Genomic DNA, 12,409 nt, shown 5'->3' on the forward strand with positions numbered 1-12,409 from the left:
GGTTAAGAAAGACCGGCAGAATATAGGAAAATTCTACACACTCTCAAGGGGCGGTTTCACACCGTTTTAAGTAGGTTGGATGCAGCTTTGTCGCAGCAGAAGAAGGTGGAACAGATGTATTTGCACAAAGTTGAAGGTCCAAGATCGGTCACCTTGCCGGATGGAAGCGTGCTAACACGCGCCGATCTACCCCCGGCAGACACGCGGCGATGGGTGGCTTCGCGCAAAGTAATTGTCGTGCGTGGAGTGCTTTACGGGCTGATTTCCCTGTCTGAAGCAAAGAAACGCTATGGCATCAGCGATGAGGAATTCAATTCCTGGGTGTCAGCCGTAGCTGAGCACGGAATCGATGCGCTGAAGGTGACTGCATTAAAAAAATATCGACAACCTAAGGGTGAAGATGAATAAATGATTCAACGGTAACGTCAGATTAACCATTCTTATTCAGGCTCAGATCAGTTGAAGAATTTGACCTAATTGGAGCAGTGAAAAATGCGCATACTTCTTGTCGAGGATGATCCAACCACGTCCAAGAGCATTGAATTGATGCTGACGCACGCAAATCTCAACGTATATGCGACGGACCTTGGCGAAGAAGGAATCGATCTGGCCAAGCTGTATGATTATGACCTCATTCTGCTTGACCTGAATTTGCCTGATATGAACGGCCACGAAGTGCTGCGACAATTGCGGATCGCACGCGTGGAAACACCGATCCTGATCCTGTCGGGCGCGGACGACACCGAAAGCAAGATCAAAGGCTTCGGGTTTGGTGCAGACGATTACCTGACCAAACCCTTCCATCGCGAAGAACTGGTGGCACGTATTCACGCGATCATCCGGCGTTCCAAGGGGCATTCCCAGTCCGTGATCCACACAGGGCAGGTGGCCGTCAATCTGGATGCCAAGACCGTTGAGGTCGAAGGAAAGACCGTGCACCTGACGGGCAAAGAATATCAGATGCTTGAGCTTCTAAGCCTGCGTAAAGGTACAACTCTGACCAAAGAGATGTTCCTAAATCATCTCTACGGTGGCATGGATGAGCCAGAATTGAAAATTATCGATGTGTTCATCTGCAAGTTACGAAAGAAGCTCAGCAATGCCACTGGTGGTGAGAATTATGTCGAAACAGTCTGGGGTCGCGGTTATGTTCTGCGTGATCCACAATCCAGCAATATGGGTGAAGCCCGCCTTGCCGTTGGCGCCTGATTTGATCTGACCGCTACCGTCGATGGTCCAGGACGGTAATTTCACTCGCGTCTCAGCACAACACTGGACCTGATCATGGCCTCGTCCTATCACTGGATTCTAATATGACGTGACAGGGCGGGGCCATGAGCGATACCACTGCAATCGCAGAATTGACGGAAGACGAAGCACGTGCAGAACTGGCTCGGCTTGCCAAGGAGTTGCAGAGGGCTAACCAGCTTTATCACACTGAAGATGCTCCGGAAATTTCAGACGCCGATTATGATGCCCTCAAACGTCGTAATGCAGATATTGAGGCACGCTTTCCGGAACTAAAACGTTCAGACAGCCCTACGGATCAAGTAGGGGCGCAAGTTTCAGATGGGTTTTCCAAAGTCACGCATGCAGTGCGGATGATGTCACTTGGCAATGCCTTTGACGATGAGGATGTTGCCGATTTTGACCGCTCAATCCGCAAGTATCTCGGGTTAGGGGAAGACGCACCGCTTGAATATACAGCCGAGCCAAAGATCGATGGCCTCTCGTTATCCTTGAGGTATGAACACGGCGAGCTGATTCAGGCGGCGACCCGAGGGGATGGTGAGACCGGGGAAAACGTGACCGCCAATGCGCGCACGGTGTCGGATATACCGCCTCGAATTGAAGGTGCTCCAGATATATTCGAGGTTCGCGGCGAGGTTTACATGTCTCATCATGATTTCGAAGCGCTGAACGCCCGGCAAATTGAAACAGGTGGAAAGACTTTCGCAAATCCGCGTAACGCAGCAGCTGGTTCGCTGCGCCAACTGGACTCGGAAATAACTCGGTCACGTCCACTAAAGTTTTTTGCCTATGCCTGGGGCGAACTGTCGAAACCTCTGGCTGAAACGCAAATGGCGGCAATCGAACGACTCAAAGCATTGGGCTTCCAAATCAACGCGCTTACGCGTCTCTGTTCCACGACAGGTCAGATGCTGGATCATTACCGCGCGATCGAAGAACAACGTGCGATTTTGGGATATGACATCGACGGGGTGGTCTACAAAGTTGATGATCTGAGTCTGCAATCCCGGTTGGGATTCCGCTCGACAACGCCCCGCTGGGCGATCGCGCATAAATTTCCGGCCGAACTGGCCTGGACCCGGCTTGAAGCGATCGACATTCAGGTGGGTCGGACCGGAGCGCTTAGCCCGGTTGCACGTTTGCATCCTGTGACTGTCGGTGGGGTCGTTGTGTCGAACGCGACGCTGCACAATGAGGACTATATCGCGGGGCGGGACGCCAAAGGCGGGGTTATCCGCGATGGCAAAGACATACGCATCGGCGATTGGGTGCAGGTTTATCGGGCAGGGGATGTGATCCCAAAGATTTCGGATGTTGATCTGTCAAAACGGCCGGATGATGCGAAACCTTATTCCTTTCCAACGACATGCCCGGAATGTGACAGTGAGGCGATCCGCGAAGAAGGTGATGCAGTACGCCGATGCACCGGGGGTTTAATTTGCCCCGCGCAGGCGGTGGAGAAACTTAAACATTTCGTGTCGCGCAAAGCCTTCGATATCGAAGGGCTCGGTGCCAAACAGATCGAGATGTTCCACAACGACCCCGTTCTGCCTATCAACACACCTGCCGATATCTTCACCTTGAAAGAACGAGACGCTGAAAATCTTGCCCGTTTGAAAAACCGCGACGGTTGGGGAGAGACCTCGGCCAGCAATCTGTTCGCCGCGATTGATGACAAACGAACCATTCCCTTCGCTCGATTGTTGTTTGCACTCGGAATTCGCCATGTGGGCGAAGTCGGCGCCCGGGATTTGGCCCTGTTCTATCGTGATTGGGATCAAATGACCGCGTCAATCGATACGGCGCGACCCGCAGCACTTGCGCAGCGTGCCGCTGACGAAGCGGAAGATGCAGAGAGGATCACAGCTATAGAAGAAGGTCGGCGCGCTAGAGTCAAAGAGGCGCGGGATGCAATGGTTGCAAGCCTAAATGTACCAGTGGACGCTGCCAGCGCTTGGACGGATTTGATTGCTATTGACGGCATTGGAACCACGCTGGGGCTGTCGTTGTCTGACGCCTTTGCCAACCTGGACGAACGCAAGGCGATTGATGAACTGCGCAATCACTTAACCATTGTTCCGCCGGATGCGCCTGCATCGGACAGCCCGGTTGCAGGAAAAACGGTCGTCTTTACAGGAACGCTTGAAAAGATGACGCGCGCCGAGGCCAAGGCGCGCGCCGAGGCGTTGGGTGCCAAGGTGTCGGGTTCAGTCAGCCAAAAAACCGATTTGTTGGTGGCGGGTCCGGGTGCTGGGTCGAAGGCAAAGAAAGCGGCCGATTTGGGTATCGAAACCTTGGATGAAGACGGCTGGCTTCAACTGATCGGCGATCTATGAGCGGCAGGCCAGAGCAACTCTTTCCGCTGTTCGCAGGGCTTGAAACGCTGGATGGTGTGGGACCGAAAACAGCGCAACTTTTCGGCCAATTAGACATCGAGTCGCCGCGAGATGTCTTGTTTTCATTGCCTTATGCGGTGATCGACCGGCGCCGACGCGATACCATACAAGGGGCCGATCTTCCGACCACATTGACGGTAGAGGTCACGATCGGAACCCACCGGCCTCCGCGTAACAAAGGTGGTGCATACCGCATTCATGTCGAGGACAGCCAAGCGGATTTTCAACTAGTGTTCTTTCACGCGCGCGGGGATTATCTGAAGAAACTGTTGCCGCAGGGTGCGCGCCGCGTGGTTTCGGGAAAGCTGGAACTGTTTGATGGAATGGCCCAGATGGTACACCCCGATCACATGGTTGCGCCAGAAAACGCAGGTGAATTACCAGAGTTTGAACCGGTTTATCATCTGACCCAGGGCGTTACGCAGAAAACAGCGTACAAGGCGGCGCAAAGTGCACTCAAGCGGGTGCCTGCTCTGGCTGAATGGGCAGACCCAGCTCAGGTGGCTCAGCAAAACTGGCCTGACTGGTCGGCTGCAATTCGTGCTGCTCATCATCCGCATGGAGCGGATGACGTAGCCCCTTTTGCACCCGCAAGGGAGCGTCTGGCCTATGATGAATTGCTCGCCCATCAGCTGACTTTGGCTCTGGCACGACAGCGTGAGCGGAAGGCGCGTGGCATCGTCAGCCTTGGGACAGGGGCGCTACAATCCATGGTGCTTGTAAGCTTGCCGTATCGACCAACCGATGCTCAATCCCGTGCGGTCGAAGAAATTTCGGCGGATATGGCCTCGGGTTCCCGCATGAATCGATTGCTGCAAGGCGATGTCGGCGCGGGAAAGACGCTTGTGGCGTTCATGGCGCTTTTGATCGCGGTCGAAGCAGGCGGGCAGGGGGTGATGATGGCTCCCACCGAGATCCTTGCCCGACAACATCTTGAAGGACTGCGACCCTTAGCCGAAGAGGCCGGAGTTGTGCTGGAAATCCTGACCGGGCGCGACAAAGGGGCCGAACGTCGGGCGAAGTTGGCCGCACTGAAACAAGGTGACATTCAAATACTGGTCGGCACCCATGCGGTATTTCAGGACGATGTCGAGTTTAAAGCCCTAAGGCTGGCCATCGTCGATGAACAACACCGTTTTGGTGTCCGCCAGCGGATGGAATTGTCCGAAAAAGGTCAACGCGCGGATGTTCTGGTGATGACCGCTACGCCCATCCCGCGCAGTTTGGCGTTGGCGCAGTATGGTGACATGGATGTCTCGGTTCTTGATGAAAAGCCACCTGGCCGAAAGCCAATCAAGACCGCGATCGTCAGCACGCAGCGAATGGAAGAGGTTGTGGCCCACCTGCGCGGCGCGATTGATGCGGGCAAACAATGCTATTGGGTATGTCCACTAGTCGATGAATCCGAAGTCTCAGACCTGACCGCCGCCGAGGAGCGTTTCAAGCGGCTGCGTGCGATTTTGGGTGAAATAGTTGTCGGCCTCGTGCATGGCCAAATGCCACCCGCTGAAAAAGATGCTGCAATGGCGGCGTTTCAGACTGGCCAAACCAAGGTTCTTGTCGCGACCACGGTGATTGAAGTTGGGGTCAATGTTCCCAATGCCACAATCATGGTGATTGAACGGGCAGAGATTTTCGGATTGGCGCAATTGCACCAGTTGCGGGGGCGGGTTGGACGCGGAGAGGATGCTTCGACCTGTTTGCTGATGTATCAACCGCCACTTAGCGAAGGTGGCCGCAAGCGTCTGGAAGTTCTGCGTGAAACCGAGGACGGGTTCCGCATTGCTGAGACCGATTTGCAGATGCGCGGCGCGGGTGACTTGATCGGTACAGCGCAATCTGGCTTGCCCAAGTTCAGGATTGCCGATCTCGAACGCCAGGCCGGATTGATGGCTGTGGCGCAATCAGATGCGCGCGCGTTGCTCTCTTCAGATCCCAAGTTGACATCAGACCGAGGCCAGGCTGCGCGTGTTCTTCTGTGGCTCATGAAACAGGACAGGGCAATCCGTTTGATATCAGTGGGTTAGATTGTAAATCCCATAAAGTTCACAAATGTTCTCAAAAAGTTCTTTACCGACTCGTCAAAATATGAGAACAAAAGGTCAACAAATGATTAAACCTGACCGGAGGTGAGACCATGCTGAGCCAGATCAAGACTGCCTTTACCCGTTCGCAATCCACGATCTTACAGGATGCGGCAGGCGCGGTTTCTCTGGTTGTGATGCTGGTGGTTGCCCTTCACCTGCCAAGCGGGTTCTAAGCCTTTCTGCCTGCGATCTCGTGCCGATCATACCGCGCTTGTTTCCCCGTCATGATCAAGGGTGACCTGCCTGTCCCATTTCCCTTGAAGGGGCCAGCCTCGGCCCCGTGCGGTAATCCGGACCCTACATGAGAAACGCATGACTTGCCGCCGCCCTTTCCGCCCGGAAGGTGCGGCGGTTCTTTTTTCAAAGCTGACCAGTTTTGATAATCTCAATCGTCGCCGACAGGACAGAATTGACCGCGACTGAGGCCAGTATCATCCCCATTACGCGGCTGATGATGGCTGCACCAGAATGTCCGATTAACCGGATGATCGGTTCTGCCAATAGCATCAGCACAAACGCGATGGCGATCACGGCTAGCATAACCAATGCAGTGATACTTTGATCAGCGACGCTGTATCGGTTGTTGTCGGTTAAAACAACGATAGCGAGCATCGCGCCAGGGGAGGCGAGGGATGGTACGGCCAGCGGGAAAATGGCTGGATTGGTCTTATGCATTTTATCGTCCAGGTCCTCTTCGGCCTGACGTTGTTCAACCTCTTGCTTGCTTTCGCCAAAGATCATGGTCAACGCGAAGAGAAACAGGATTATCCCACCGGCAACCTGAAACGAGTTCAGGCCGATGTCCAATGCCTCGATCACAAGTTGTCCGAAGATGAGAAAGAACATTAGTATTCCCGCGCTCACCAATGCCGCCAATAGGGCGGTCTTGCGACGGGCCCCAGCGGCTATACCGGCAGTGACGGCGATAAAGACGGGGATCGTGCCGATCGGGTCGATTACAACCCAAAGCGTCACGAAATGTTCCAGCAAGTTGTTCACGTTAACCCCCAAATCAATTAGGGGCACACTATACGGCTTTGATTGGAAAAGCCACGATCAGGCGCAGTTGGCTTGTTCTACCTGCTCCATCGCTTCCGCGGTTGCGTCCAGTGCCAACAGGATCGAAGCATGTCGATTCTTATAGTCCCGTGCGGGCATTAAAACCTCGAGCCCGTCAAATGGAGCGTCGGGGGCCGGGCCGTCTTTCTTCAACATTGCCGAAAGCTGATCGCGCGCGGTTTCTACCTGAGCCCGTGTCGCACCGATCACCGCGCTGCCGACAACCGAAGCCGAAGCCTGGCCCAAAGCACAAGCCTTAACATCCTGCCCGAAGTTGGTAATCCGCCCATCCTCGACATTGACGTCAACAGTTACTGTCGAGCCGCATAAAGGTGCACGTTTTTTCACTGTTGCATCGGGATTTTCCAAGCGGTCCAGATGCGGAATATCCGCCGCCAGCGCCAGAATGCGTCCGGAATAGAGCTTGATTAGATCGGTTTCGCCGCTCATGGCTTTCCCTCGTTTTCTATTCCCCATACATAATGGCGAGATTCTGGGATGCAAAAGGTTTTTGCGATGGCTGACACAGTCTTGTTCAACCCGTCGACACTGAAATTCAACGAGGCTGGTTTGATCCCTGCGATTGCGCAGGATGAAGAAACCGGTGAGGTTCTTATGATGGCATGGATGAACGCCCAGTCCATCGAGCGTACGCTGGATACTGGGCGTGTCACCTATTGGTCGCGATCGCGACAGGCGTTCTGGGTCAAAGGCGAAAGTTCGGGCCATGCGCAGGAGTTGGTGGATTTTCGCGTCGATTGTGACCGGGATTGCCTTCTGATCGTAGTGAAACAAACCGGTCCGGCCTGTCACACAAATCGGCGGAGTTGCTTCTATACAGCGGTTCGCGATGGCACCGAAGTCGAGCTTATGTCACCGATGGAATGAAGCGTTTGGCGATCGGGTTGATTCTAAAATTAAAGCCCGACCATCGTTCTGATTTCGGCCGGTGTAATACCTTGATCGCGATATAGAGAAATCGCGCGCGCATCATCGCGTTTTGCAAGCCGTTTGCCCGCTTCATCTCGGATTAGACGGTGGTGGTGATATACCGGCGTTGGCAGCCCAAGCAAGCCCTGTAGCAAGACGTGTATCTGCGTAGCGTCGAACAGATCTTCACCTCGGACCACATGCGTTATGTCCTGATCTGCGTCGTCAACGACTACGGACAAATGATAAGAACTGCCCATATTGCGCCGAACGAGGATGATATCGCCGACTGCGTTGAGAAGCGTATCGGCACAAAGTGAGTGTGTTCCCGCATGTTTCGCTCCGGTTTCACGAAAAGTGCGAAGCTCTGACGCCTCTAGTGCTTTTTCCATATTGAGGCGAAGAACATCCTCGGAGGCCGAATCCTGCAGGAGCCGCTGACGGCATGTACCCGGATAGATGCGCCCATCTGGTCCAAACTGGGGCGCTCCTTCCTGTGGGGCCCCAGCCGCGGCCTCGATATCGGCACGCTTACATTGGCAAGGGTAGACCAACTTCAGATCGATCAAGGTTTCGAGCGCGCGTCGATATTTTTGAATTCGATCTGATTGGCGCATCACCGGCTGAGGCCATGTCAGGCCAAGCCAGTGCAGATCGTCATAGATTTGGTTTTCCCAATGAAGGCGAGAACGCGACTGATCTACATCTTCGATCCGCAAGTGGAATTCTCCACCTGCAGCCTGCGCTTGATCATGGGCCAGAAGTGCAGAATATGCATGGCCCAGATGCAATAGACCTGTCGGAGAAGGCGCAAAGCGCGTTATGAATCTCACGCTTTTTCAACAACGTAGACGTTAGATTTCATGTCCATTCCGGGGAGGTGAGGGCCATATTCACGAAATAACAACCGTGCGTGCCCCATGTCCAGCCAATCGTTGAGACGCGCGGTATAGGCGTGATCGGCCAAGGTATGGTCATTGAAAGAAAAGGCCAGATACCCACCGCGTGGTAACGCATTCATAAGAAGATCAAAGGTTTCAGGCGGAGCCGCGCCGGCTCCAATAACCCCTATAGATGTGATGGCAGAGTAAGCACCCGCCTCAATCGGTTCGGGGTTGGTGACGTCAAAGCCTATCAGATTGCGATAGACACCCTTGGCCGCTGCCCCTTTCAGCATATTCGGCGATGGGTCCATGCCGTCGATCACGTGGAAACCGGCCTTGCTCAGCGCAACACCTGAAAGCCCTGTGCCACAGCCATAGTCCAGAACCGGCACCTCGGCATCTGAGATAAATGACCACAATGCTGCGGCAACACGATCCGGGGTGACGTAGCCATGCTCATCGACTTCATCATCATACGAAGCCGCCCAATTCTGATAGTGTTCCTGCGTTTCCTGGGCAGAGTTCAGATTGTATGTGTTTTTCAAAAACTTGTCGCTCATACCTCACATGTTAGGCGCAGGGTAGGCGTGCCGTCCAGTCAACACTGGTTTAACCAGTCTCTCCAGACAGCTTTTGCCCGGTCTGTATACGCCTTGTAGCGATCTTTACGGCCCCGACGACCACCTTTCAGACCATCGACAGGGCGGAACAATCCGAAATTCACGTTCATGGGCTGGAACGTTTTGGCCTCAGCACCGCCGGTAATATGGTGGATCAACGCGCCCATCGCGCTGTCATGAGGCACTTCGGGCAAGGTCTTGCCCAAAATCTCGGCGGCACCAAGACGACCAGCCAGCAAGCCCATCGCGGCACTTTCAACATAGCCTTCAACCCCGGTGATCTGGCCCGCAAATCGAATATTGGGCCGGGATTTCAGCCGCATCTGCGCATCTAGCAATGTCGGGGAATTGATGAAGGTATTACGATGAATGCCACCCAACCGCGCAAAGCTGGCGTTTTCCAGCCCTGGGATTTTACGAAAAACATCCGTTTGTGCGCCGTATTTCATCTTGGTCTGAAAACCAACGATGTTGAATAAGGTGCCCAATGCATTGTCACGCCGCAATTGAACAACAGCGTGTGGCTTTACATCCGGTTGGTGCGGATTGGTCAGACCAACGGGTTTCATCGGACCGTGACGCAAGGTTTCACGGCCGCGCTCGGCCATTACTTCGATCGGCAGGCAGCCGTCGAAATAACCAGCGGTTTCGCCCTCGTGGAACTCGGTCTTGTCAGCCGCCAGCAGCGCATCAATGAAGGCTTCGTACTGTTCACGATCCATCGGACAATTGAGATAGGCCGTCCGTTCTTCTTCGGTCTCGCCCTTGTCATAACGCGACTGCATCCATGCTTTGCTCATATCAATGCTGTCAGCGTAGACGATAGGCGCTATGGCGTCGAAAAAGGCTAGTGCTTCGGCACCTGTCTCTGACCGTATGGCCTCACTCAAACCGGGTGAGGTCAGCGGGCCTGTGGCGAATATCCAGTGGCCCTCACTGGGCAGGCTGATGACCTCCTCGTCAGTGACTGATACGTGTGAATGTGCCTTCAACTTGGCGGTCACAGATTCAGCAAAAGGATCACGGTCAACCGCCAGGGCACCACCTGCTGGTAGGCGGTGGCTATCAGCCGTGGTCATAATCAACCCGTTTGCTGCGCGCATTTCCCAATGCAGCAATCCGACAGCGTTCTGTTCATCATCATCCGAGCGGAAAGAGTTCGAACATACCATCTCGGCCAGATTGCCGGTCTGGTGCGCAAAGGTGCCTACTTTGGGTCGCATTTCGTGGATCACAACATCCACGCCCATTTCCGCCGCCTGCCAGGCGGCCTCGGACCCGGCCATGCCGCCGCCCACGATGTGCAACTTATCTGTCATGCGCTGCCAAATAGGGCACTGCAACGTCATACGCAATGCGCAGATATCAGCAACTTTAAACGGAGAAGTTTTTGGGGTCGCCGCTGCGGGAATGTCTGCGCCGGTGAGAGAAACCAGCTGGAGGGACCTTCCGCCCACGGCGACCCAAAAGCATATTCAGGCCTTGGCCTTGTCCCAGCATTGCCACAGTGTCGCCCTTTTGAAAAGTGAAAAAATGCGAACAGTGCTGAAAAATGTATGAAATAACAGCGTCACTGATGCCAATTGGGCGGACGTTTCTCTATAAATGCGCTTATGCCTTCCTCGGTATTCCGGTCCATCATATTCTGTGCCATTACTTCGGCAGTATACGCGTAGGCCTGGTCAACGGGCATGTTAACTTGTTGATAAAAAGCTGTTTTACCGATTTTCACCGCACTGCTAAGCTTTGCCGCCAACTTCTCAGCAAGCGTATCAGTTTCTTCCGCCAGCAGGTTTTCAGGGACAACCCGGTTGACCAGACCAAGCTCGGCTGCGCGCTCGGCTGAAATAAAATCACCGGTCGTCAGCATCTCAAACGCCTGTTTACGCGGAATATTCCGGCTGAGTGCCACCATCGGGGTCGAGCAAAACAGGCCGATATTAACGCCATTTACGCCAAACCGTGTACCCTCGGCCGCAATTGCCATGTCACAGGTTGCTACCAACTGACAGCCTGCCGCCGTAGCGATTCCGTGCGTCTGGGCAATAACAGGCTGGGGCAGGGACTGGATAGACAGCATCATCTTTGCGCAGCGGTCGAACAGATCCTGAAAGTAGGAAAGCCCTCGGTCGCTGGCCTGTCGTCCTTGCGTCATCTGTTTCAGATCGTGCCCGGCACAAAACGCTTTTCCCGCCCCTGAAAGAATAACGACACGAATCGAATTATCATCACGCAGTGCATCGAGCTCGGCCTGCAACGCGGCGAGCATTTCGTCACTCAGTGCATTCAAACGCTCAGGCGCATTCATCTTGAGCCGCGCAATAGCTCCTGTGTCGTTACGTTCCAGAATTGCCATCTTGCCCTCCCGCTGGCGTTCGGGCCAACTCTAGGCGGGCAGAGCCATGAGGGGAAGCATGTCGTTAGCACTGAGCAAACAAGATTTGACAGAGTATCTGGAAGAAGTATTTCCACAGGTCCACAGCGATTTTGTTGTGGAAGAACTGACCGAGACGTCAATCACGATGCGACTAAGGGTCGAGGACCGACATCTGCGCCCTGGCGGCACCGTATCCGGGCCGTCCATGTTCGGGCTGGCAGATGTTAGCGTTTATGCGATGGTTTTGGCGCGAAAGGGTCGGCAATCGCTGGCGGTAACTACAAACAGTTCGCTGGATTTCCTTCGCAAGCCGGAAGGTGGCACCGACTTAATTGCCGAATGCAAGTTGCTGAAATTAGGTCGAACATTGGCAGTAGGGGATGTGCTGATGTACTCGGACGGCTCGGACAAACCGGTCGCACGGGCGAGTATGACGTATTCCATTCCTCCAGAAGGTTCAGCCGCCGCCGCGTTTGGATAAAAAAGGGCCGGGGACAAACCCCGGCCAGGAAGAGGTCCCTTAGATGGGACTGGGGATAATTATTTCATCCAGAAGTAGCGGCTTACTTCTTCATCAGCGCGATGGCGGGTCAGTCCTACATCGCGAAGCAGCCTGTCATCCAGCTTGCCTAAATTGACGCGGCTTCGGCGGCGTTGCTCCCACTGTGTGACAATCGCCGCAAACCGCACGGCCAGCGCGGCGATCAGCGGCAGCCGAGGGCTGTCGTTCAGCAGCAAGAGGGCGGGGTTGTGCATTGCGCGTGTCATCTTGGGTATCCTTTCTAATTGTATTGACACAAAGCTA

Annotated in this window: 13 protein-coding genes and 1 pseudogene; 7 read left to right on the top strand and 7 right to left on the bottom strand. The window is 54.4% G+C overall.

Annotation, left to right across the window (positions count from 1 at the left end; translation table 11 throughout):
• Positions 1-114 precede the first annotated feature (114 nt).
• From sciP to G7G_RS24830, 5 genes are all read left to right on the top strand, one after another.
• Positions 115-408 carry a CtrA inhibitor SciP gene (gene sciP, locus G7G_RS0107025; RefSeq protein ID WP_010439996.1) on the top strand — a complete coding sequence of 98 codons (294 nt, stop codon included), beginning with the start codon at positions 115-117 and terminating at the stop codon, positions 406-408.
• Between the two features lie 84 nt (positions 409-492).
• Complete coding sequence (gene ctrA / locus G7G_RS0107030) at positions 493-1,209, top strand: response regulator transcription factor CtrA (RefSeq protein WP_010439997.1); 717 nt, start codon at positions 493-495, stop codon at positions 1,207-1,209.
• Positions 1,210-1,334: 125 nt separating this feature from the next.
• Positions 1,335-3,587, top strand: a complete 2,253-nt coding sequence (ligA, locus tag G7G_RS0107035) for an NAD-dependent DNA ligase LigA (RefSeq protein ID WP_010439998.1) — start codon at positions 1,335-1,337, stop codon at positions 3,585-3,587.
• Positions 3,584-5,674 carry an ATP-dependent DNA helicase RecG gene (gene recG / locus G7G_RS0107040; RefSeq protein WP_010439999.1) on the top strand — a complete coding sequence of 697 codons (2,091 nt, stop codon included), beginning with the start codon at positions 3,584-3,586 and terminating at the stop codon, positions 5,672-5,674. The genes ligA and recG overlap by 4 nt, the downstream gene beginning before the upstream one ends.
• Before the next feature lie 110 nt (positions 5,675-5,784).
• A complete protein-coding gene (locus G7G_RS24830; RefSeq protein ID WP_010440002.1) occupies positions 5,785-5,907 on the top strand; it encodes a hypothetical protein in 123 nt (40 codons plus the stop codon).
• A gap of 187 nt (positions 5,908-6,094) precedes the next feature.
• On the opposite strand, the gene G7G_RS0107050 is transcribed toward G7G_RS24830, so the two are convergent.
• On the bottom strand, positions 6,095-6,733 hold the full coding sequence (locus tag G7G_RS0107050) for a MarC family protein (protein ID WP_010440003.1): 639 nt from the start codon (positions 6,731-6,733) through the stop codon (positions 6,095-6,097).
• Positions 6,734-6,790: 57 nt separating this feature from the next.
• Positions 6,791-7,243 (bottom strand): iron-sulfur cluster assembly scaffold protein, encoded by a 453-nt coding sequence (locus G7G_RS0107055; protein WP_010440004.1) that lies wholly within the window; start codon positions 7,241-7,243, stop codon positions 6,791-6,793.
• Positions 7,244-7,291: 48 nt separating this feature from the next.
• Here G7G_RS0107055 and hisI point away from each other — a divergent pair, with 48 nt between their 5' ends.
• Positions 7,292-7,681: a phosphoribosyl-AMP cyclohydrolase gene (gene hisI, locus G7G_RS0107060; protein WP_010440005.1), complete on the top strand. Its 390-nt coding sequence runs from the start codon at positions 7,292-7,294 to the stop codon at positions 7,679-7,681.
• A 29-nt stretch (positions 7,682-7,710) separates the two neighbouring features.
• Here hisI and gluQRS read toward each other — a convergent pair whose 3' ends face one another.
• The 4 genes and pseudogenes from gluQRS to G7G_RS0107080 all read right to left on the bottom strand — a co-directional run.
• The gene (gene gluQRS, locus G7G_RS0107065; protein ID WP_010440007.1) at positions 7,711-8,556 is read right to left on the bottom strand and encodes a tRNA glutamyl-Q(34) synthetase GluQRS; all 846 of its coding nucleotides are present in this window, start codon (positions 8,554-8,556) and stop codon (positions 7,711-7,713) included.
• Positions 8,553-9,167 carry a class I SAM-dependent DNA methyltransferase gene (locus G7G_RS0107070; RefSeq protein ID WP_010440009.1) on the bottom strand — a complete coding sequence of 205 codons (615 nt, stop codon included), beginning with the start codon at positions 9,165-9,167 and terminating at the stop codon, positions 8,553-8,555. Before G7G_RS0107070 ends, gluQRS begins: the two co-directional genes overlap by 4 nt.
• 38 nt (positions 9,168-9,205) lie before the next feature.
• A complete protein-coding gene (gene trmFO / locus G7G_RS0107075) occupies positions 9,206-10,546 on the bottom strand; it encodes a methylenetetrahydrofolate--tRNA-(uracil(54)-C(5))-methyltransferase (FADH(2)-oxidizing) TrmFO (protein WP_010440011.1) in 1,341 nt (446 codons plus the stop codon).
• A gap of 251 nt (positions 10,547-10,797) precedes the next feature.
• Positions 10,798-11,592, bottom strand: a pseudogene (locus G7G_RS0107080) (enoyl-CoA hydratase); the annotation flags it as partial.
• Positions 11,593-11,641: 49 nt separating this feature from the next.
• On the opposite strand from G7G_RS0107080, the gene G7G_RS0107085 reads away from it, so the two are divergent.
• Positions 11,642-12,085 (top strand): PaaI family thioesterase, encoded by a 444-nt coding sequence (locus G7G_RS0107085; protein WP_010440015.1) that lies wholly within the window; start codon positions 11,642-11,644, stop codon positions 12,083-12,085.
• A gap of 59 nt (positions 12,086-12,144) precedes the next feature.
• Here G7G_RS0107085 and G7G_RS0107090 read toward each other — a convergent pair whose 3' ends face one another.
• A complete protein-coding gene (locus tag G7G_RS0107090; protein WP_010440019.1) occupies positions 12,145-12,372 on the bottom strand; it encodes a DUF1127 domain-containing protein in 228 nt (75 codons plus the stop codon).
• Between the last annotated feature and the right edge of the window lie 37 nt (positions 12,373-12,409).

It is taken from the genome of Ruegeria conchae (assembly GCF_000192475.1).
GTDB classification, from domain to species: Bacteria; Pseudomonadota; Alphaproteobacteria; order Rhodobacterales; family Rhodobacteraceae; genus Ruegeria; species Ruegeria conchae.

Excerpts from the sequence above, each read along its gene's own strand:
- G7G_RS0107085 (WP_010440015.1), top strand. The coding sequence starts at position 11,642 with ATGTCGTTAGCACTGAGCAAACAAGATTTGACAGAGTATCTGGAAGAA.
- sciP (WP_010439996.1), top strand. The coding sequence starts at position 115 with ATGTATTTGCACAAAGTTGAAGGTCCAAGATCGGTCACCTTGCCGGAT.
- ctrA (WP_010439997.1), top strand. The coding sequence starts at position 493 with ATGCGCATACTTCTTGTCGAGGATGATCCAACCACGTCCAAGAGCATT.
- G7G_RS0107070 (WP_010440009.1), bottom strand. The coding sequence starts at position 9,167 with ATGAGCGACAAGTTTTTGAAAAACACATACAATCTGAACTCTGCCCAG.
- G7G_RS0107055 (WP_010440004.1), bottom strand. The coding sequence starts at position 7,243 with ATGAGCGGCGAAACCGATCTAATCAAGCTCTATTCCGGACGCATTCTG.
- hisI (WP_010440005.1), top strand. The coding sequence starts at position 7,292 with ATGCAAAAGGTTTTTGCGATGGCTGACACAGTCTTGTTCAACCCGTCG.
- ligA (WP_010439998.1), top strand. The coding sequence starts at position 1,335 with ATGAGCGATACCACTGCAATCGCAGAATTGACGGAAGACGAAGCACGT.
- G7G_RS0107090 (WP_010440019.1), bottom strand. The coding sequence starts at position 12,372 with ATGACACGCGCAATGCACAACCCCGCCCTCTTGCTGCTGAACGACAGC.
- recG (WP_010439999.1), top strand. The coding sequence starts at position 3,584 with ATGAGCGGCAGGCCAGAGCAACTCTTTCCGCTGTTCGCAGGGCTTGAA.
- trmFO (WP_010440011.1), bottom strand. The coding sequence starts at position 10,546 with ATGACAGATAAGTTGCACATCGTGGGCGGCGGCATGGCCGGGTCCGAG.
- G7G_RS24830 (WP_010440002.1), top strand. The coding sequence starts at position 5,785 with ATGCTGAGCCAGATCAAGACTGCCTTTACCCGTTCGCAATCCACGATC.